This is a genomic window from Tepidibacter thalassicus DSM 15285 (assembly GCF_900129915.1).
In the GTDB taxonomy this organism is placed as follows: domain Bacteria; phylum Bacillota; class Clostridia; order Peptostreptococcales; family Peptostreptococcaceae; genus Tepidibacter; species Tepidibacter thalassicus.
Window position 1 is genome coordinate 1 of record NZ_FQXH01000007.1, and the last position, 19611, is coordinate 19611.

Genomic DNA, 19611 nt, shown 5'->3' on the forward strand with positions numbered 1-19611 from the left:
TATTGATTTACATCTCTCATAGTTAATATAAAACTTACAAAAGAATTGTCACATGTCACAGAAGTTGGCTAATTTACATCTCTCATAGTTAATATAAAACCCCTAAAATATAAAATCTTTTAATCCATTAATATTACATTCTTCAAACCACATTAAAAATCCTCTATTTTTTCTAAATTTGCAGTAAACCTCCAATAGTGTAAATAATACATTTTATCATCATCTTTCAACCTCTTATATTCTAATATATAAAACCCACTTCATCAAAAAATAGGTTTACTGCAAAATAAAATTATAAAAACATTTCATCGAAATTTTTCGTTTTACCAATAATCTCTTTTTTTATAAACTTAGGAGTGTTTATTTTATAAATATATATTGAATCTTCTTTTTTACTCACCATTTTTTCTATCTCACTTAAACATTTATGCAATTTACCTTCTGTTATTTCACCTTCAAATACAGAATTTTGGGTCCAAGTTAAATATTTTTTTAAACATTTTCTAACTTTACTAACTCTTTTTACTTCTACATCATAAGTTAAAATTATATACATATTACCACCAAGCCTTTAAAGGTTTATATTTTTCATCTCCTATAAATTGTTTAATAAGCTTATAACACTCTAATCTTATAAAAGTCCTATATGATACTTTTCTTTTAAGCTTTCTATGTTTTATAGTTGTTGACATCTTTTGTTCAAATTCTGAAATAAATTTTTTTCTTCCACTTTCACTCAAAAAACATATTTCTCCTTCAATTTTAAAATCATCTTTAGTTATAACTCTATTATTAATTAAAGAAAAAATTATAGGATCAATGATAAGTGGTTTAAATATCTCTGCAATATCTAAACTAAGCGAAAATCGCTTTGTTGATGGTTCATGAAGAAAACTTATAGTTGGATCTAGTTGTGTTTTATATATTTCACTTAAAACCGAAGTATACATTATACTATTTCCAAAAGAAATAAGTGCATTTACTGGATCCGATGGAGGTCTTTTCTCTCTTTTTTCAAATGTAAATCCATTTTTTAATATATCATTAAATGAAGAATAATATTTTTTCCTTATTCTTCCCTCTATACCCATTAATTCATCTATTTCTTTTACTTTATCTATATTTTCTTTTTCACATTCTATTTCTTGTATTAAATCATCTTTTATTTTTTCTTTATATCTTCTCATATTTCTTAATATATGATGAATAGCACTATATACAAATGCTTTAGCAATTTCAAGTCTTCGATCATAGTCAATATAAAAATATGATTGATGAACTGTAGTAAATCCTGATACATTCTTTTTTCTTGGATAGTATGTACCAGAGTAATATCCATAATAATTGTAAAAACTAAGCATAACACCATATTGAGCTAAATAATTAAGTAATTTTGTATTTATATCTATTTCACCAAATAAATGAATATTATCAATTTGCTCTATAGGAAGTGCTCTTTTATTATCAATATCATCTATAAAATATATAGTATTATCTTTACGTTTAAGTCTGCCATGGCTAAAAATATAATAATCTCTACGCAAAATTATTCCTCCTTTGCAAAGCAAAACTCATAATATGCACATTTAGTACAGATAAGTAGTTTTTCTAACTTAGGTGGATGTTTCATTTTTGTAATTTTGTTTATTTCAATCAATGTTTTTTCTATATTTATTTCTTCTTCTTTAGTCAATTCTAGTTCTTCTTGTCTTTTTTCTTTTACATAATTAATTATTCCTTTTTTAATTATCCCTAGTTTTTTTAGGTAATAAAGATAATATATAAGCTGCATTTTATCCGCTTTAGGCATTTTACTGCTTATTTTAGTTTCTTTTATATATTCTCCTTGCATAATATCTAATTTTAAAATATCATCTATCATAACTTCTTTATTTTTTAATCTTGGATAAGATTTTTCATGTATTAGTTTACCACTTAATACTCTATCACTATTTTGTTCCATAGTAATACCTTTGTCAAATAACCAAAGTTTACGTTTACATATATAATAGTAGTTTATTTTAACTCCCTGTACCTTTAATTTTTCAAAATCTAATTCCATGTCAATACCTCTCTTTAATTACATAAATTGTATTTCTTCATTAAAGTTTTAAATTTATAAAATAAGGAGCATTGAATTAGGTAAAATTATCAACACTCCCTTCCTTATAATATAAATTAAAGAAAATAATTTTCTATACTTAATTTCTTTAGTTCTGACTTGTTTTTAATTTCTAAACCTCTTTCTTTATCATAAGTACAATACATATCTCTTAAAATTAAATATCCTTCTTCAATATACAATGCACCAAGACCATTTAATTTATGATAATAACCCTCTGAAATTTGTATAGATTTAAATTGATATTCTTTAAAAGAAGCTCTTTTTTTCTCAAGTTTTCTATAATCACTTTCTAATATAACTTTTGCATTTATATTTATATTTCTAAATAATTTACTTGCTTCTTTCTTATTATCAACAATATTTAAATATGGTTCATAATTAAATATTATTTCTTCCCCATTTAGTTCTCCATACATTAAACCATAAATGTTTTTTATGCTTCTTTCTGCTTCTTGAAATTCATCTTCAAAATACTTTTGTATTTCTGCTAAACAATAATACTTTTCTAGTTCTTCTTTTCTATCTTTCATAGATATAACTTTATTTTTTAATTCCTTTAGTTGCTTTAACGTTGATTTTTTTACTACTTTAGGATACACATCTTCTTCAGTTTCATTTAAAATATAAAATGTACCGAATTCTAAGGTATCATGTCTATTACATCTTCCCATTCTTTGTATAATAGATTCCATTGGTGCATTATCACTAATAATAACTTGAAAATCTAAATCTAGTGATATTTCAACAGCCTGAGTAGAAACCCATATATCACCTTTTTGCTCTAATATATCTATATACTTTTGCTTTTTATCTTCAAAAGTAAATCTACTATGTAATAAATTTATTTCATTTTGCGGAAATTTTTCTTTTGCTTTATTAAATATATCTATTGCCTTATCAACTGTATTTCTTATTATTAAAATTTTACATTTATTTTTAAGAGCTTTTTCTATTTCTTTCATGATAACTTTTTCATCATTCTTTAACACTTTAAGTTCAATTTTTCTATTTTCTTCAACTTGTTCATCTTTATTAGATTCAATAAAGTCTACATTGCATTCCATTAGTTTTTCTTTATATGCCTGTGGTAATGTAGCTGTCATTAAATGAAATTTAGTATTCAAATATTTGCTTGCAAACTGTATAAAATATATTAATGTTAAATACATTCTTGGATGTAATAAATGTACTTCATCAATAGTTATATAGCTCTCATATATGCTTGCAAATATCTTTTCATAACCTGGATATTTAAACATTGAAAGTAGTAATTGATCAACAGTTGCTATAATATATGATTTTGCAAAATTTCTAGATAAAGTTTTATCTCTTAAAGTAGTTTTTACCCCTTCACTATTTACATTACTATTATCATCTTCAACATATAAAGATATATCTCCATGTAATATTCCTATATTTTCTTCACCAAGTATTTTTTCAGCATCATTATAAAAACTTTCTGCTGAAATTTTATTAGGAACTAAAAATATTTTTCTTTTCCCATACCATCTATAATCAGCAGCTGTTTTACCACTTCCTGTGAATGCCTCTGTAATTACATTTTCATCCATAAGTTCTCTTAATTTATTTTGCATAGGTCTAAACTCTATATTATTCTTATTAGTTTTTTCTTTAATGTTGTTTATTAACTTTTTATCAATTTCTTCTTTTGTATAAGGTAAGAAATATTCAAATTCTTTTATTTGTGTAGATGCTAAATGATCAATTAAATTTAAAAATCCTTTAAAAACTATATATAAATATTGTAAATCTCTATTTCCACCAAAATCTTCGCTAAGTTCATCCATAAAATTATAATCTAAAAATTGTTCATTAAATTCAATATTTATATTAAGAGATTTATTTATATATGCTTCGATTTCTTGAATATCAAATTCATCATTTAAAAAAATTCCTTCTTCAACATCTCTTAAAAGAGCCTTTTCTATTTTACTTTCACATATTTCTAGGTATTTTTCATAATTTCCATGATGTAATAATATTGCTTTATATAATACTGTTTTTAATGACTCATCAATGTCTAGATCATTAAAAATCGTCTTTAAAAAACCTCCAGATAATATATTATGTCTTTCATCTTTTATATTTTTAACTCGAGATCTTAAATTTAAAATTTCCTCTTTATTTTCTTCTTTTGAAAGCTCATCTATTTTGTTAGCTAATTCAATTTTTTGTTGAAATTTTGAGTTCATTTTTCCTAAATCATGTAAAATACAAATATATCTTAATAATTTCTCAAAATTAATTTGTACGGTGTTAGATACTCTTTCATCTATATATTTGAACTTAATCTTGCATAGAATTTTATCAAGTACATATAATAAATCTTCTATATGCTCAATCAATGTTTCCATTTCTATTTTTTGGTTTTTGTTTTTTGATTTTGCTAATATTTGCTTTTTCATAAATATGCACCCTCCTAAAGCCATGTAAATACAATATTTTCTATATGTCCATCTTTATTTTGATTTTGATAAATATTGGCTTCTATGTCGTATATGTATGCCCCAGTATTATCAAGATAAATATAATGTTCATATTTCATAACTCTATCTTTTTTTTGAGCATTTAAGTCTTTATATGTTTTAGGTAGTGCATATAATACTCCATTATCTATAATATTTCTTGATTTATCTGATTTAATATCTACAGGAATATATGTGTTTTTAAATAAGTATTCATTCTTAATTGCATCTTTTTTGCTTTTTATAAATTTAGTCTCAATTTCAACTTCTTTTACAAAACTTTCTCCTTTATTCTTTGGTATTATAAAATCTTCTTTTCGTCCTAAACTTAAATATTTATTTGGCTTTTCTAAAGCTGATTTTACTAAATCATTATTTTCAGTACTCAAAAATATTTTCAAATCCACATTTTGTAAAATTTCAAAATTCATTATTCTGTTACCATATCTTTTTTTATGATAATTATAAAATTCTCCATACTCTAATGATTGTTCTAATTTATTTTTCTTAATACGTTTTTTTTCTTTATTTAATAATTTCTCATAATCACCTATAAAGTCTCTATTTTCACCTCTTATAAATTCAATTACTTTATTTTTATAACTACCTACTACACCTATTTTAAACTCTGTATTTAATTGTCTATCAATTAAATACGATATCATACCTGCAATGGTTGTTGCAGGTGGTAAATTCAAGGTTGGTATATAATCATCCTGTATTATTTTAGGATCTCTATAATGAGCAAATGGTTGATGAATATCTATTAATAAAACCTTTTGTTTACTCATTCTTATCTTCCTTTTCAGTTAAATACCATTTATTATTTTCATCTATGTCAATTTTCTTTAAAAGGTTATTAATTTCTTTTACAGGATACCCCTTGGAAATCAACTCTTTATCTTCTTTAGATACAATTTCAACAAATTTAGTTTTAACTCTATTACTGTATACTGCTATTGTATTTTCCTTTTTTAAATCGTAACTATTTATAGTTTCAACTACATTATCAAGTATTAAATTATTATCTCTATCCATGTCAACATCATTCCAAAAATATGGTATTACAGATTCAAATGCTCCCCCAAATACAGCTAATGGTTTTAATAATACTGTCTGATGCTTAATTGTTCTTGTAAAATTACATATAACATCCAATATATCCTTTAAAGCCTTTTTTCTTATATTTTTATCCATATATATTCTTTCATTTGGAGCTAGATATTTTCCATCCTTAACTTCTAGAACCCCTAACCTATCTAACTCAATTGTAATTGTATACACATAATAATCTCCAAATATTTCTTCATTTGCTAAAGCTTGTGTTTGAGGTAGCTCTTTTTCATATTTTTTGCCATCCTTACCAAAATATTTTCTTTCTAAATCTTTATCTAAAAAACCTTTATTAGTAATTAATTGAGTATCGTTCTTAAATGTATGAACAGATTTAAATGGAATTATTCTTAAAGGTGATGTTTTATTTAACTGTTTATCAGGAATTAAAAAACCAAAAATATCATTTTCTAATCCATTTTCATCAACCATTTCAATATATTCTTCCTTTGGATACATATTTTTAACTTTATTTTTTTTATCAGCATTCAATACAATACCACTTAAATTCCATCCCTTTTTATGTAATGCTCTTCTCATTTCATATGTTATTGTACCTACACTTGTTACAGCATATTGTCCATCACCCATAAAACATTTTTTTATAGGTGTATAATTTCCAAATCCTTGATCATTAGATAAAGCTACCGGACTATTTGTAAGTATTGTTAAAGTAATGCATGAAATTACAGTTTTATTCATTTTATTCATCCTCCTTATTCTCAATTAAAAAACTTTCCATAAGTTTGCCAATATTATAATGTAACTCATATTCACTTCCATTTATTATTACTTTTGAAAAATTTTTAGGTATACTTAATTCATTTACCGTTATCAAATGTACTAAAGTTTGAAAAATTCCAGTTCTATTATCAGCTTTAAGCATTTGATTTAATTTAAACATAATTGTCTTTTTATTCTCTTGAGAAATTTTTCTTCCTAAGGTAAATCCTAATTTCTCAAATTCATTTTCTTTCATTGGATTATTAAATTTATTCATTTTTATGTTTTCTCCCTCCTTACTTATTATAGTTAAAATTTCTAAATAAATTTTTATATTACTCTTACTTTTCCATTCATCTAGAATTCTTTTTTCATCTTTATTATCAATAAATAATAAATCCTTTATTAAAAAGCATTTTAAAGATTCTATATTATTAGAAATAATAAACCCTTTACATAATTTTTTCTTTTCTGCACTATCCTTACCAAAATTAAATCTGTCTATTAAATCACTTAATTTAATATTTCTAATTATATTCTCAAACTCTAAAATACTATTCAACTTAAGAATTACTCCTTTTTTTGCATGAGTTATTAATTTATATAGCCTAACTTTTCTATTCTTATATTGAGCTAATTTTCTATAAAATCCTTTTTCATTTAAATTCTCTATTGAAAGTAATAATTTATAATTTAAAAATTTCATTACTTTTAAATCTTCAATAACTACTAATACTGATGGTTTTGCTAAACTCATATATAGCAAATACATTAAATTTAAAAATTCACATACAAAACAAACTGACGGATTATCTAATCCATAATTATTAAATGTATTATTTTCCCATCCCATAAATGAGTAATTATATTTTGAATTCTTTCTTATCTTTAGTTCATTTTTATGAGTTATATCATATTTTGTAATTAAATATGTATGACATATTGTACAAGTTGCTTCTAAATTTTCATAATCTCTTAATATTTCCATTTGCTCTTTTTCATCTTTTAAATTTAGCTTTTCTACTATATCTAATAATTTTAAAAAATTACTATGAAAATTTTCTTCGCTTTGTGAATTATGTCCATACTTTGAACTATTTCTTACATACGGGAAATATTTTGATACTTTTTGATTTATTATATATTTAAAAAACTCATTTTTGTTAAATTCGTGTATTTCTAAATAATTACTATGTAAAATACTTCTTATCTTATAACCTTCATTGCTCATTTCAGTTATTATATTATCTAAATATATAAGTCCAATATCCCTTACTACTTCTCCACTTCTATAAAATACTAATTTACTTATTTTACTCACCTCCTATCTTAAAATATCTATCATTCCAAAACCTTGTGATCTTTTAAAACCAACCCCTAGTAAATATATATCCTTTAAATCTTGTATATCCCCTTTTAGTTCAAAAATTCCTGAATAAGCATTAACATAATAGTATTTTTTATTTGTATTTTCTTTAAAATTTCTAATGTCCTGTTTTACAACTACTTTTTTCATTTTATACGGAATAAATTTAATCCTTTCTTTAACCCCATGGCCTCTATAGCTTTGTAAAGTCTTGTCCACAATATAATTTAATTCATCTTCAAATTTTTCACCTTCTATATCTACAGGATTATTATTTTTATCCTTTACACAAATAGGAGATAATGTATTAAATACTACACTACTTTCATTTATATTTTTTTCTTTTAAAATATTCATTCTCACTTTGTTAATAGTAAAATCTTTATACTTAAATTCTTTTATTTTCAAAAGTCCATTGTAAATATTTATGAAAAATTCATAATCTGGAGTACTTATATTTACAATAATTTTGTCATTTATAATAAATATGTCTTCTTGTCTTTCGAAGTTTTTCATAAATACTGAAAAACAAAAGTTTTTAGGTTTTTTGTTAATTTTTTGTTCATCATACAAATAAATCTTTTTAAAATAATTTTCATCACTCTTTTTAAGAGCATCTTTTATTAAACTTACAATCATCATATGATATGTAATAGGAAACCTATCGCATTTAAATTCACAACTCAATCTCATTTATCTCACCTCCTCATCATCTATTATAAACAACATTGTGGAACTTTTTGGTACAGTTTATAAAATTTTTAATAAATCTCTTGGATTTCTTTTACTTCTTCTTTTATTTCATCTCTTAAACTCTTTGGTTTTATTACTTCTACACTACTTCCCATACTCAATATCCAACTTTTTATTTCCGTTATTCCTCTCATTTTTGCTTTAAATATTATTGATTTGTCTTCATTTTCAATTATTTCTTGATTATCTACCCATATTTTTTCTGATACTATGTATGAAAGAGGATATTTTATTTTAAGTTCTAATTCTATTTCTTCCCTATCTTTATAAATTCCAATACAGTTTTTCATGTATTCTTTCCAGCTAAAATTGTTTTGAATTTTAAATTTTGTATCCAGAACATGATATTCTTTTATCCTACATATTTTAAAATCAATAATATTTTTTCTTTTTTCACAATAAGCAGCTAAATACATATCTCCCTTATATTGATAAAGTCCATATGGATGTATTATTCTTTCATTCAAACCAGAATTTAAAGAATAATATTTCATATATACTTTTTTTCTAGTAATAACTGCAATATTTATATCTTTAATTTTTTGTTTATCTTCTTCTAAACTTGCCTTAGCCTCTTTAATAAAATAATTCATATTTTTACTTGAATCGTTTTTTATATTAGTAACAGCTTTTATTTTATCAACTATATATTGAAATTCTTTTGTATACATATAATCATTATATTTTAATTGTTCTAAAACAATATCTATTACACTAATTTCGTCAACTGATAAATTCAACCCAAGTAAATTATTATTATTCAATAATTTATATCCTCCATAAGGACCTTGTTCTGATTCTATATAAATACCAGCTTCATATAAATTATTTCTATAATTTCTTACTTGTTTTTGTGATACTCCGAGTTCATTTGCAATTTCTTGTATTTTCATCTTACGTCTACTTTGAAGAAGAACAATCATTTTAATAACATTACTTATTTTCCCAACACAAAACACCTCCTAATTTATTGAAAATTTTTTCAAAATATATATTCTCGCTCTATATATGTAAATCCTACATAAAATTATAATTTATTTCATTTTTTGATTAAATTAACTTTAACTTTTCAAAAAAATAAGTCTTCTATCGCAATTTTACAACTGCAAATAGAAGACTTTAATGATTATATACACTATTTTTTAGGAATAACTATTTTCTTTCCTTCTTTTCTCCACTGTGCAAATTCAGAAATAGCAGTAAAAAGTACATCAGTTGACGAGTTAAGTGCAGTTTCACAAGAATCTTGAATAACTCCAACAATAAAACCTACACCAACAACTTGCATCGCTACATCATTTGGTATCCTAAACAAACTACATGCAAGAGGAACCAATAACAATGATCCCCCAGCTACTCCAGAAGCTCCACAAGCACTTATAGCTGAAAGTAAACTCAATATCAATGCTGTTCCAATATCAACTTTAATACCTAATGTATTAACTGCTGCAAGTGTCAATACAGATATTGTAATTGCTGCACCAGACATATTTATAGTAGCACCAAGTGGAATTGATACTGAATAAGTATCTTTATCTAAACCTAATTTTCCACATAAGTTCATATTTACTGGAATATTCGCAGCTGAGCTACGTGTAAAAAATGCTGTAATCCCACTATCCTTTAAACACTTTAATACAAGTGGATATGGATTTTGACGAATACTAATAAATGTAATAATTGGATTTACAACAAGTGCCATAAAAACCATACATCCGACTAATAAAAAAAGTAATTGTACATAGTCCTGTAAAACTTTAATACCATTTGTAGCAATTGTATCAAATACCAATCCCATAATACCAAATGGTGCAAAGTTAATCACCCATTTTACTACTTGAGATAATGCATCTGAAATATTACTAATCATTGTTTTCGTAGATTCAGATGCATTTTTTAATGCAAGCCCAAGAAGTAATGCCCAAACTAAAATGCCAATATAATTAGCATTTGCAAGTGCTTTTACAGGATTGTCCACTATATTCATAAGTAAAGATTTCAACACTTCAACAACACCTCTAGGAGGTGTTAAGTTCTCAATCCCTGCTCCAGCTCCAAGTTTTAATGTTACCGGAAACATAAAACTTGCTACAACAGCAACAAGTCCTGCTAAAAATGTTCCTAAAAGATAGAGAACAATAATTGATTTCATATTAGTTTTTTGACCTTTCTTATGTTGAGAAATAGCAGACATTACTAAAAATAATACCAGTATAGGTGCAACTGCTTTTAACGCACCTACAAATAACGAACCAAAAATAGAAATTGGTTTTGCTACATTAGGAACTGTAATAGCTAAAATAATACCAGTAATCAGACCTATAATAATTCGCTTAACCAAACTCAATTGATTCCATTGCTTTAATAATTCCGTCATTTTCCACCGTCCTCCCCTTTTCATCTTAATTATCGTTACTGAAATCAAACTAAATAATTTTAAAATTCAGATAACACTGAAAGTTTATCATATATTTTGTCTAATTACAAGGTATTTTGATTATTCATTAGTATTACATATAAGTTTCTTTCTTTTAACGTCCTAAATTCCATCTTTTAAAATGATATTTAACTCTTTATATACTTTAAATATTAAATAATGATTTAATTTTAGAAAAAATTCCTCTACTTTCTTTTTTATCTTCATCATCAAATATATCTTTTCCTTGATACACTCTATTTTCAACTTTTTTAGTTTTTATAGTATTGTTATTTATACTAATTTGTGAATATGTTTTTTTTAAAGATTCAATTATATCATTATGTACACTATATGTAACATTTAAAATATCTCTTGCCCTTGTCATTCCTACATAAAGTAATTTTTTAGCTTCATTATATCCTCTCTCTACGAGCCCGTCATTTAATCCACATATAAATACAACTTTAAAATCTAATCCTTTTGCACTATATATAGTTGATAATTTCACACTATCATAGTCTAATTTAAAATTAGATTTTGTTCTTGTAGATTTACTTATTGAATAACATGGTATTCCTTTTTCTTTTAATACTTCTTCCATAATTTTTAAATAATTAGTATTTTTATATGAATTATATGGATGTAATATACACATATCACTATAAGGTATTCCATTTTGTTTAAGTTCTTTAATTCTCTTAGCTATTTTTTCAACTTCATCTTTAAAATCTAAACAATTTATAAGTCTTGGCATTTCTCCTACTCTTAAAGATGTTTCTGGATTAATTAAAAAATCATTATCTTCTTCATCAAAAGTTAAATCTGAACTTGAAATACTACTATCTACTAAAAAATTATGTGCAAAATCAAGTATTTGCTTAGTATTTCTATAGTTTTCTCTCATAATAACTGTTCTACCAGTTGCTTTTATACCAACTGATTTTAATGTATATTTTCTATTATATAAATTTTGTGCTCCATCTGAAGCTAAAAGCAGATGACTATGTTCTGGATTTCTTAACATTTTCACAATAAATTTTAACCATTCTTTATCTAAATCCTGCCCTTCATCTATTAAAATAGCATCATATCTCATATCTGCAGATATCATGTCATCAGTAATTTTAGATATATTTTCTGTTACATCTTTATCTTGAAATATTGGAGTTTTTAAATTAAACTGTTTTGATATATTATTAATTAAACCATGAAAATGAATAACTTCAACATTATCAATTCCATCATCTATTATTGAAGTTCTTAAAAATGTAGATAACGTTTTATTGAAGCACAAAACTAATATTTTCCAATCTTTATGAAGCTGAGCTAAGTATTTAGCTCTACAAATTAAAACTACAGTTTTACCACTTCCTGCAACCCCTCTTATTACTCTATGTCCATATCCTAATCCTTTAGCATATTGTTCTTGATTTATATTCATTACTTTAAAAATAGATTCATTATCTTGAGATAATTTAACTTCTTTAAATAAATTCCCTCTTATTCTATCTATCATATTCCTATTCAATGGTTCGAAATCATACTTAACAGGAATCATAGATTTTAATTTTTGTTTTAAATATATTTCATCAAAATTATCTTCTATCATTTTTAATTCATCTTGAAATAAAACACAATCTTTATTTATTGTATCTACAAAAGGACTATTTAAAAATGATTTTTTAGCTATTCTAGTAAAAACCACACCATGACCATATGAAAATTTTAAATAATCATTATTATTTTTTAACTTTTTATCTTTTTTTAATTCATCCACTATATTGAACATATATTTCCTAGCTTGTTTTAATGGATTAATCTTCTTCCCCATAGTTTTTAATTCAAAATAATTCGCATCTGCAGATTCTATAGATCCTATTTGCCAATCCTTTACCTCAAGAATAACAATACCTAAATCAGGTCCTAATATTATAAAGTCTGGATATCTATTATTAACTCTTAAATCAAACCATACTATATAACTTGAAGGAAGTGTTTCTTTTAAAATTTTAAATACTCTTTTTTCTCCCCCAGTAGCATTTTTTAAATAACTAATACTTTCTGGAATCATAACTGCCAATTTAATCACCTCAAACAACTTTTAATCTTCCTTTATTTTACAACATATATCATTTTATCTAAATTTCTACATTTTTTTATTAATTCCTCTAAAAATATAAAAAATCTTTATTTAATTTATCTACTCCCCATGTAATATATATACTCCCTTGTATTTCTATGAATATTGTCACTTCATTGAAAAAAGAAATAAAAAATAAAATGAGAATAACCCCTTACATTATGATAAAAAGGAGTTATTCTCGTAAATAACAAAATTTTTTATATTAATTTTTCATCATATATGTTTAAAAGTCCTACTCTTTTAACTCTTTCATATAAATTTTTTTTATCTATAGTATATAAACCTTTTTCTTTCATTCTTTCAAAATAAATCGATCCAGCAAATGTAAATCTCAATTTATTTCCATTTTCTTTATTCATCATTTCATTTGAGTAAGAGATCATATCTCCTATTGCCAAACTAACTGGAAGTTGTAAAAGTGGGATTCCAATTATATTTCTAACACTATTATTCCCCGCTAAATAACCGGTAATTATTGCTTCAGCTTGCCCGACCAAAATGCAATACCTAAATTATTTATTATTAACTATTATAAAGAATTATATTCACATATTGATGAAAAAACTATTGGTTCTAGAATAAGAAAATCAAGACTTTCTAAAGGATTATCTCAACTTGATTTATCAAGACTAACTGGATTAAGCGAAGGAGCTATCCATGGCTATGAAACAAATACTATTCATCCAAGCAAAAGTGCACTAGAAAAATTAGGACAAGTACTTAATTTAAATTATATATGCTCTGATGGATATTCTAAATTTTTACTTAGTAACTATCCTGAAAAGCTTAGAATGTGGAGAAATAAAAAAAATATAAGTATGATAAAAGCATCTGAAATTCTTGGAGTTGGAAAAAGCACCTATGCGAGTTGGGAAAATGAAACTTATAGTGTTAGTAAAAATTATTATTATAAACTTATTCACTTTTTTAAAAAACTATAAATAATTATCTAAATTGAAAATATAAATCTTTCATATTGCTAAAATCAGTCTTTATTTGTATATAATTTAATTTTGTATCAATCTTTTGTTTGTTGCTTAATATAATAAGAATAGGGAAAACAGGTAACTTTCCTTTATATTTTTTACTTATTTTTAAACCTTCATATTTTTTAAGTTTCTTTTTTAAATTGTTATTTGATATTTCTACTTCTAAAAAAAGTAGAAATTTTTTTTGTGTTTTTTTATTTTCTATACCAAACAATGCATCGCTTCTTATATTATTTATTTCAAATTCCTTTTTAAAATGTTTAATATTAAATAGCTTAGATAGTTGAACATAAAATTCTGTCCTCAAAACTCCATGTCTGATATTTACTGGTTTCTTCTTAATATAATACTTATACTCACTAATTTGATTTTCTCTAAATCTTTTTAGTTTTTTTTCTTGAACAAGTCTATTCAAACGTCTATAACAAACTCTATCTGTTCTATTAGAAAAAAACATCTGATATATTTGATTAGTAGTAGCAACCCCTACTTTTTCAATGAAATTTATTACCTTTAAATCTCTATCTTGAATTTTAGCACTCACAATATCACTCCTCGCTGTCTAAAAAATCAAAATCATTTACTTCACCATTACTCTCTCTTAAAACAGATTTTACTTTTTTATCTTGTTTAAGCTCTTTATCCTTTTTAAATCTATTTAATATATCTTGAAGATTATCTTCTGTAACTCTTATAGATTTTATATTTTCTACAACACATTGAACATTTGTATTAACTTTCTTCTTTTTAGAATATATCAATTTCTTAGTTTCCTCTGATGATAAATTGAATGCTTGAATTTTTTCAAATCCTGCACTACTCTTCAATATTGCTCTACCTTTACATTCAAGAGTAGCTAATTCACTATGATTTTCCCCCATTATTACCCTTGAATTAACTTCATTGCTTGTTTTTAAACCTATAATACAATCTGTATGACATGTAAGTGATTTAGATAATAATTCTCTGCTTGGATGTTGAGTTGATAAAATGCAGTTGATTCCAGCACTACGAGAAATAGCCATTAAATCCTCTAGGCTTTTAATTAATTTCTTCTCTGATCTTGCTAATGAAATTTCATCGAAAATCATCAAGTGATAATCCAATTGTTCTTTTTTAAATTTTTTATTATACTCTTGAATATTTAAAACTCCTACTCTTTTAAATAAAATCATTCTCTTTTTAACAATATTTTTTAAGTTGTTCACTGTTTCATAAACATCATCTATTTCATAACATAAATTTTCTATTTTATCCATGCGATTAGCAAATAACCCAAATTCTGCACCATATTTCAAATCAACGAGGTGTAATCGGACATTTGGTTTAGATACTATTGCTGTAGTAATAATATTTCTAAGTATTGTTGATTTACCTGAGTTTGTACTTCCAGCAACTAGACAATGAGGATCTTTTTCAAAATCTATATATCTTAGTTCATTTGATATATTCTTACCTATACAATACTTTTGAGGACTTTTAACATTTATCAATTCAAATTGTATGTTTGTTTGCATATCTCTATTGAATACCTTTATGAAGACACAATTGTTATGATAGGCTATTTCTATGTTATTTACATTTAAAAACTCTTTAATTTCCGTTTCTTTTTCTTTAAATTTTTTAGACGTTATAGCACTGCCTGCTGGTATATTAAATATTAATAATTCTCCATAATCTGCTTTTTTTCTATCTACTAATTGTGGAGTTATTATTAAATCTTTTTCTTTAACATTAATATTAGAGTTTATAAAGAATTGATTCCATAACTCTTTATCTTTGTCTTTAAATAAATTTAGTTTATCAAAAACACCATATACAGTTGTAACTATACCTACTCCACTTAAACTTATTGGAATTAAAGGGTTAGCCATAAAACCTAATCCAAATATTCCAAAAGCAGTGGCACACAATCCTATTTCTATTAAGTTTTTCTCATCTGATTTTTTACCATCATTTGAAAATTTATCTAAAAATAATTCTAAATCTTTTTCACCTGTATCGTTCATCTTCTTCCAATCTCTATCTCCTCCTTGAATCAATCCACCCATATGATTATCCCCTTTCATATTTTATAATTTTTTCTAATTTTTATTTTTTACAATTTAAAAAATTTTTTAAAGGAAAAAAACGTAAAGCAGCACAATGCTTGCCTGACTGTATTTAGGAATTTTAAAACTTATTCAATAAAATTTTTAATAAATATTAGCATTTCAACAACTTATAATTTTTTAAGTTATTGAAACTTATTCTATATATTGTTTGTATAGATAGATTGAATACCTTTTATAATAACAACATATTCAACAAAGAGGAAAATATTGTATGTCCATTTGATTTTTTTCTTAAAATAAATTAATTTATCCAAAACTTTGGATTTATAAACAATAAAAAAATACCTAGATTTAATCTTCTAGGTAAAATATATCTTCTACAAGTCTATTTAATTTTTTTGCTATATACAACATAGATTCAGCGCTTGGAACAGTACCATTTTCATAATTATTATATTTTCGATAATCCATTTCTAATATTTTAGATGAAAATTCTCTTTGATTCATCATAAATTCTTTCATCCGAATTTCTTTAAGCCTATTTTTTACAGCCATGGCTCCCTCCTTTATTTCATTTTTAATCATATAATATGTATTAGTCTTTTATAGTGTAAATCCTTTACAAAAATTACGACAAAAAAATAAAAAAAGCTAGAAAGACCTAGCTATATAAATAATATTTTTTACTTTATTTTTGATTACGAAAAGCATCTTCAGGTTGAGATATAGTCACTGATTTTTCATCATAAACTATATCACTATTTTCAAGAGGTAATATTTTTAGAATAAATACTAACATATATCCAATTCTAACTATTCCAACAATAAACAATACACTTAAAAATATAAAAATTAATATTCTATAATTAAAAATTATATTATCTGAACCTGTTTTAAAAATTATATAAAAACTATGTAAAAGAATAAGTAGTCCACTTACTATAGGTTCTATAAAGTAATATATTAACATATTCCACATTTTTTCTTCATTAATTTTTTTAATAATCTTCTTTTCTATAATACCAATCAATATAGTAATTGATGTTATTAAAAAACCTACAAGAGTTACCACAACCGTTACAATCATGCTAAATAAAGTATCTATTTTGAATATATAAATACTCTTAACATTACATTTGTAAAAAATGTAAGTAATTATAATCGATATTATGTATGTAATGAAAATTTCAATATATTTTTTAATTTTCATTTCTATCCCTCTTTTTAAAAAATATCATTATTATTCTTTCTCTTCAAATAACACCTCTTTAAAATAGGATATACCTTTTCATGTGTTAAAGGATTTTGTTTATCTACCTCAAATTTTTCTGTGTCTTTTACTCTATCGTTTAATAAATCAACTTTTTCTGTTATTGTATCTGGATTATTTTTAAATTTCACTTCTAATTTGGAAGTTGCCTTTAAATCATGTAGCTCATCAATTGCTTCATCTATTAACCCTGGTGCTAATGTTCTATCACGTTTTACATTCCCAAGATAAATTTCCACTTTTAAATTTGCACCTTTATACTTTAAAAAACTTTTAAGTAATCCACCTAAATGTGATTCTTCATTAATTTCATTTAGATCGTCTGTAGATAAACCAAAGCTAATAGTTCTATAAATCTTACCTTTTAACATTTCTTTAACATCTCTTCTGCTTATAATTGGTTTTAATTTTATTAGTATATTTTTATTATCAATTACTTTATTTAAATATTCTTCTATTCCAGAAGGAGTTAGACTATTCCTGTTTCTATGAAAAACTAATATACATTCTTCTTTATCATATAAAGCAGATGCAAATTCACCTACATATTTATCATCATCTAATGCTATTATTTCATATTCTCCATCTTCATCAGCAATTCCTGGAGGGCAATTTTCTCTCAATCTTAAAAATTGAATTTCCCAAACCTTATCACTGTCATGATATTTTACAGTTTGTATCCTAGCTTTCTCACCTCTGTAATTTTGAGTTGTATCTTTTGCCGTTAAAGTGCTAGCTTTTTCTAAAATGCCTGTTATATCATACCTATTTTCTATTATATCTCCGTTTTCATTTTTTATTGCACAAAAAATTTGAAAATAATCAAATTGTACATATTTATTAGCCATATATAATTCCTCCTATAATTTAGTATTGCATACATATTATAACACCTTCTATTAATTTATGACAATAAATAGAGAAAAAGGAACTTGCCAATATAAACATAAGTTCCTCTCATCTGTGCGATACTAAATTATAGGTTTGTTAGCTTTATTATATCATATTTAGAACATATATTCTATACATAAATTTTATCAAGCAAAAAATAAGAAAAGAGGTAGCATCATGGCTACCCTAATTTTCTTGAAACCTTTTTAATAAGCTCTCTTACATATTCTGTTTTATAATCATCATTGTTTATCCAATAAGCAGGAGAATTTATTACTCCTTTTTCTGCTAATTTATTTATCGCGATCTTAAAATCATCATCAACCACTCTGCTCTCCCTCTTTAATTCATTTAAAAGCCAATTATAAGGGAATTTTTTTCCTGGACAAGTCTTATAACTCGCAAACTGATTATGCATATATACAGGTAATTGTCCATATCTACACCATATATTTCTTATAAGCTCAATCAATTTGTACAATTGTGCCTTTGATGGTTCATCTATATCAAAATTTCCAACTAAACATATCCCTATACTGCTTGAGTTTTGTCCCTTTGTGTGTGCTCCTACTTCATTTTCATCTCTTCCCTTGAGAATTTCATACTCATCACCTACAAGCTCTATCCCCCAATGATAACCTATATCTCTCCAACCTTTACTTTTATGATACTTTCTTATAGCATTCCAGCTTACAGTTTTTCCATCTTTCGTAAGTGAATGATGTATTATTATTTTATTTGGCTTATTCATTTTCAGCACCTTCTTTCTTATCATCTAAAAACCATTTACCTTCTTTTGGATTAGATATAATTCCTGCTATAATTAAGATACTTAAAAATGCTTTTGTTAAAGTTTCATAGTTACCAGGAAGTATTATATTTATATCATATACTTTCAAACTATCAGCTAATATTGGAATAAAAGCTAATATAGAAACCCATAATCCATAATTTCTGAACTTATTATCCATTATAATTTCCTCCCTAACCTAAATGTGTAATTCCAGCCATAATAATAGCTCCTGCAACGGTACCTAAAATACCCCACAGAAGCTTATTTGGTCTACTTTCAATATCTTCTATTTTGTTTGCTATTTTTTCTATACTTCCTTTTATTTCATTAAGAATGTTGAATATCATATCTGTTCTTTCTTTTTCTACATCTGTTTTTCGCTCTAAATTAGTTATTCTTATTTCAAAATCTTTATTATTTTTTTCAATCTCTTCTACTCTTTTAGCAAGTGTTGTCATGTATACACAGTCTTTACAATCATTCATT

General features: G+C 24.6%; 21 protein-coding genes. 1 reads left to right on the forward strand and 20 read right to left on the reverse strand.

Translation table 11 applies throughout. From position 1 onward, the window contains the following. Positions 1-292: 292 nt before the first annotated feature. The 12 genes from cas2 to BUA19_RS03000 form a co-directional block, all read right to left on the reverse strand. The gene (gene cas2 / locus BUA19_RS02945) at positions 293-556 is read right to left on the reverse strand and encodes a CRISPR-associated endonuclease Cas2 (protein WP_072723521.1); all 264 of its coding nucleotides are present in this window, start codon (positions 554-556) and stop codon (positions 293-295) included. 1 nt (position 557) lies between these two features. Then, on the reverse strand, positions 558-1544 hold the full coding sequence (gene cas1b / locus BUA19_RS02950) for a type I-B CRISPR-associated endonuclease Cas1b (RefSeq protein ID WP_072723523.1): 987 nt from the start codon (positions 1542-1544) through the stop codon (positions 558-560). A gap of 2 nt (positions 1545-1546) precedes the next feature. Then, positions 1547-2062: a CRISPR-associated protein Cas4 gene (gene cas4 / locus BUA19_RS02955; RefSeq protein WP_072723524.1), complete on the reverse strand. Its 516-nt coding sequence runs from the start codon at positions 2060-2062 to the stop codon at positions 1547-1549. A gap of 116 nt (positions 2063-2178) precedes the next feature. Next, positions 2179-4551 carry a CRISPR-associated helicase/endonuclease Cas3 gene (locus tag BUA19_RS02960; protein WP_072723526.1) on the reverse strand — a complete coding sequence of 791 codons (2373 nt, stop codon included), beginning with the start codon at positions 4549-4551 and terminating at the stop codon, positions 2179-2181. Between the two features lie 14 nt (positions 4552-4565). Then, the gene (gene cas5, locus BUA19_RS02965; protein ID WP_072723528.1) at positions 4566-5402 is read right to left on the reverse strand and encodes a CRISPR-associated protein Cas5; all 837 of its coding nucleotides are present in this window, start codon (positions 5400-5402) and stop codon (positions 4566-4568) included. Beyond that, the gene (cas7i, locus tag BUA19_RS02970; RefSeq protein ID WP_072723530.1) at positions 5395-6426 is read right to left on the reverse strand and encodes a type I-B CRISPR-associated protein Cas7/Cst2/DevR; all 1032 of its coding nucleotides are present in this window, start codon (positions 6424-6426) and stop codon (positions 5395-5397) included. The genes cas5 and cas7i overlap by 8 nt, the downstream gene beginning before the upstream one ends. A gap of 1 nt (position 6427) precedes the next feature. After that, positions 6428-7768 carry a hypothetical protein gene (locus tag BUA19_RS02975; RefSeq protein ID WP_072723532.1) on the reverse strand — a complete coding sequence of 447 codons (1341 nt, stop codon included), beginning with the start codon at positions 7766-7768 and terminating at the stop codon, positions 6428-6430. A 3-nt stretch (positions 7769-7771) separates the two neighbouring features. Then, on the reverse strand, positions 7772-8506 hold the full coding sequence (gene cas6, locus BUA19_RS02980) for a CRISPR-associated endoribonuclease Cas6 (RefSeq protein ID WP_072723534.1): 735 nt from the start codon (positions 8504-8506) through the stop codon (positions 7772-7774). A gap of 68 nt (positions 8507-8574) precedes the next feature. Then, positions 8575-9489, reverse strand: a complete 915-nt coding sequence (locus tag BUA19_RS02985) for a helix-turn-helix transcriptional regulator (RefSeq protein ID WP_072723536.1) — start codon at positions 9487-9489, stop codon at positions 8575-8577. 212 nt (positions 9490-9701) lie between these two features. Continuing rightward, positions 9702-10943 (reverse strand): serine/threonine transporter SstT, encoded by a 1242-nt coding sequence (sstT, locus tag BUA19_RS02990; RefSeq protein ID WP_072723537.1) that lies wholly within the window; start codon positions 10941-10943, stop codon positions 9702-9704. Between the two features lie 205 nt (positions 10944-11148). Then, positions 11149-13056 (reverse strand): 3'-5' exonuclease, encoded by a 1908-nt coding sequence (locus tag BUA19_RS02995; protein ID WP_072723956.1) that lies wholly within the window; start codon positions 13054-13056, stop codon positions 11149-11151. 269 nt (positions 13057-13325) lie between these two features. Continuing rightward, entirely contained in the window at positions 13326-13625 is a 300-nt protein-coding gene (locus tag BUA19_RS03000; protein ID WP_072723539.1) for a hypothetical protein, read from the reverse strand. Between BUA19_RS03000 and BUA19_RS03005 the strand changes: the two genes are divergently transcribed. Next, positions 13614-14069: a helix-turn-helix transcriptional regulator gene (locus BUA19_RS03005; RefSeq protein ID WP_072723541.1), complete on the forward strand. Its 456-nt coding sequence runs from the start codon at positions 13614-13616 to the stop codon at positions 14067-14069. The genes BUA19_RS03000 and BUA19_RS03005 overlap by 12 nt on opposite strands. Positions 14070-14073: 4 nt before the next feature. Here BUA19_RS03005 and BUA19_RS03010 read toward each other — a convergent pair whose 3' ends face one another. The 8 genes from BUA19_RS03010 to BUA19_RS03045 all read right to left on the reverse strand — a co-directional run bounded on the left by BUA19_RS03010 (position 14074) and on the right by BUA19_RS03045 (position 19610). Next, on the reverse strand, positions 14074-14661 hold the full coding sequence (locus BUA19_RS03010; RefSeq protein ID WP_072723543.1) for a replication-relaxation family protein: 588 nt from the start codon (positions 14659-14661) through the stop codon (positions 14074-14076). Positions 14662-14665: 4 nt separating this feature from the next. Continuing rightward, positions 14666-16168, reverse strand: a complete 1503-nt coding sequence (locus BUA19_RS03015; protein ID WP_072723545.1) for an FtsK/SpoIIIE domain-containing protein — start codon at positions 16166-16168, stop codon at positions 14666-14668. Between the two features lie 354 nt (positions 16169-16522). Further along, a complete protein-coding gene (locus BUA19_RS03020) occupies positions 16523-16726 on the reverse strand; it encodes a helix-turn-helix transcriptional regulator (protein WP_072723547.1) in 204 nt (67 codons plus the stop codon). A 133-nt stretch (positions 16727-16859) separates the two neighbouring features. Then, on the reverse strand, positions 16860-17381 hold the full coding sequence (locus BUA19_RS03025; protein ID WP_072723549.1) for a hypothetical protein: 522 nt from the start codon (positions 17379-17381) through the stop codon (positions 16860-16862). A 14-nt stretch (positions 17382-17395) separates the two neighbouring features. Then, the gene (locus BUA19_RS03030) at positions 17396-18289 is read right to left on the reverse strand and encodes a DUF6731 family protein (RefSeq protein WP_072723551.1); all 894 of its coding nucleotides are present in this window, start codon (positions 18287-18289) and stop codon (positions 17396-17398) included. Between the two features lie 224 nt (positions 18290-18513). Continuing rightward, entirely contained in the window at positions 18514-19083 is a 570-nt protein-coding gene (locus BUA19_RS03035) for a peptidoglycan recognition protein family protein (RefSeq protein ID WP_072723553.1), read from the reverse strand. Continuing rightward, on the reverse strand, positions 19076-19303 hold the full coding sequence (locus BUA19_RS03040; RefSeq protein WP_072723555.1) for a hypothetical protein: 228 nt from the start codon (positions 19301-19303) through the stop codon (positions 19076-19078). Before BUA19_RS03040 ends, BUA19_RS03035 begins: the two co-directional genes overlap by 8 nt. Positions 19304-19316: 13 nt before the next feature. Beyond that, entirely contained in the window at positions 19317-19610 is a 294-nt protein-coding gene (locus BUA19_RS03045) for a hypothetical protein (protein ID WP_072723557.1), read from the reverse strand. Position 19611 lies beyond the last annotated feature (1 nt).